A 2,705-nucleotide genomic window follows, 5' to 3' on the forward strand; every position below is an offset into this window, starting at 1 on the left:
CTCCCTGTCCTCCCGCCACTCTCCCTCAAGAGGCAGCGCCCCCAGCACGCTAAAGCATTCCTCCACCACCTTCTCCCCCTCCCCCTCCATCTGGTCTATACATCTTGACATATACACCATAAATGGGTACACTCCATATGAGAAGAGGAGATCAACCGGCCTCCGGGGCCTGCCGGGATCTCTCTGTGGCAGGTAGCAGCCTGGCCTCGCTGTCCACAAACGACGCGAACGCACCACAGGTGGAAGACAAGCACTGAGGGCTTCCGCTGAGACAGGGCCTGCGCACTGCGATAGATGTCCTCGGGTCACTTGTGGAGAGAGGCCGGCCCTGACCTGCCTGAGTTCGAGAAGAGAAGAAAGGAGGAGAGAGTGGCGAAAGGGCTGCTCTGCTCGCTTTCAGGCAGCCCACATAGCCCTATCCAGATCAGCATGCTCGACGCTCAGCACGCGGTTGGTCGGCTGCCGCGTGTCTTTGCCAGGATCCCCCCAGCCGAAACTGCTAGCAAGGAATGTTAGCAAGGAGAAACCATGAGACGACAGGAAAGACTCTTGCAGCTTGGAATAGCGGTGGCTCTGCTCTGCTCGGGCCTGGCCGCTCTGCTCTACTCTCATCCGCTCCCGGTGCGTGGGGCCACGGTGATTACCACACCAACCAATGTCCATGTAGTTGCCAGCGGTCCGCAAGCGATCACCCTGGCCTGGTCACCCTCCACTGATAATTCTGGTACCGGCGACGTGCCAGCCTACTACGTCTATAACGGCAGCAATATCGTCGCCACCTCGATGGGTACGGCTGTGACCATCAGCTCGCTGCTGCCCTCGACGAGCTACACCTTCACCGTTCAAGCCTACGACAAGGACGGCAATACCTCGGCCCCCAGCGCCCCAATTACCGCCTCCACTCAGGCAGCTAGCACTCCCACCTACCAGAAAATCGCCTACTTCGACCAGTGGAGCATCTACGGCAACGCTTACTATCCCTCTACCGTCGATACCTCGGGAGCAGCCTCACGCCTGACCATGATTATCTACGCTTTCGAGAACATCGACCCCACGAATCTGACCTGCTTTGAGGCGATCAAGGCGGCAGACTCCAGCAATGAGAACGACCCCAATGCCGGAGATGGGGCAGGCGATGCTTTTGCTGACTATCAGAAGAGCTATAGCAGCACTAACTCCGTCGACGGCAGCTCGGACTCTTACAGTCAGCCGATCAAGGGCAATTTCAACCAGCTCCGCGAGCTGAAGGTCAAATATCCCAATCTGAAGATTCTGCTCTCCATCGGCGGCTGGACCTATTCAAAGTACTTCTCCGATGTGGCGGCAACAGCCTCCTCACGCCAGAAGTTCGTGAGCTCCTGCATCGATATGTTCCTTAAGGGGAACCTGCCCACCGGCATCAGCGGCGATCCATCGGGCGGCCCCGCTGCCGCTGCCGGAATCTTTGATGGCTTCGACATTGACTGGGAGTACCCCGGTGTCCTCGGGCATGTTGGCAACCACTATGGCCCCCAGGATAAAGCTAACTTCACGCTCCTGCTCCAGGAGTTTCGCAACGAGCTGGACGCCTATGGGGCAAGCATTGGCAAGCATTTCACGCTAACAGCGGCTGTTCCTTCGGGGCAGGATAAGATTATGCAGATCCAGACCGATCAGATCGGGAATTATCTGGATTACGCCGATGTCATGACTTATGACATGCACGGAGCCTGGGAGAGCAGCGGCCCAACGAATTTCCAGGACCCACTCTATGGGTCGCCACAAGATCCCTCGGCTCCTATCCCCCCCGGTCAGGCCAAATATAATATTGATACGTCCATCCAGGCCTGGACAAGCGGACTCTCAGCCTACAGTATTCCTGGCGGCTTCCCCGCCAGCAAGCTGGTGATGGGCTTCCCCTTCTACTACCGTGGATGGACGGGCGTACCCGCTGGCAATACGCATGGCCTCTACCAGTCCGCTACCGGCCCTTCACCGTCCTTCTCCTACAGCCAGACCGCCGGTGTCGCTTTCTATAAGGAGCTGGCTGCCGCTGGCCTGACGAGCAACGCGAGTGACAACTTCTTCGATTCGACCACACAGGCTTCCTGGATCTACGACGGCACAAACTTCTACACCGGCGACACGCCGCAGTCGATCGCTGCGAAAACGACCTACATCAAGAACAAGGGCCTGGCCGGTGCTATGATGTTCTCCCTGGAAGACGAGGACACCGCCGATACGCTGCTGAATGCCATCGTCAATGGTCTGGGAGGCACCTCGAACCCCGGCCCGACGCCAACACCCACACCAACCCCGACAGCGACCCCAACTCCCATACCGACCAGTACGCCCACGCCTACGCCCACGCCCACACCAGCGCCGACGGCTACTCCTACCCCTAGCCCAACACCGACCTCTCCTCCATCTGGAGGCAACCTGGTCGCGAACCCCGGCTTTGAGAGTGGCTCACTGGCACCCTGGAGCTGCGACTCAGGCGATCAGGTCGTTACCTCGCCTGTTCACAGCGGTTCTTACGCACTGCAGATCACTCCGACAAGTTCTACAACAGGCCAGTGCACTCAGACAATCAGCGTCCAACCGAATCATACGTATACGCTGAGCGCCTACGTGGATGGTCCTTATGCCTACCTGGGCATCAGCGGTGGAGCGAGCAACTGGACCAGCAGCAGTAGCTACACGCTGCTTTCGGTTTCCTTCACAAC

At 58.5% G+C, this 2,705-nt stretch carries 1 protein-coding gene; it reads left to right on the top strand.

Annotation, left to right across the window (positions count from 1 at the left end; all coding sequences use genetic code 11):
- Window positions 1–528 precede the first annotated feature (528 nt).
- Window positions 529–2,705, top strand: a 2,177-nt coding sequence (locus tag IRZ31_RS21070; RefSeq protein ID WP_297157664.1) for a glycosyl hydrolase family 18 protein, incomplete at its 3' end; no start/stop codon positions are given.

Origin of the sequence: Thermogemmatispora sp., from assembly GCF_019683635.1 — a bacterium.
Lineage (GTDB): Bacteria > Chloroflexota > Ktedonobacteria > Ktedonobacterales > Ktedonobacteraceae > Thermogemmatispora.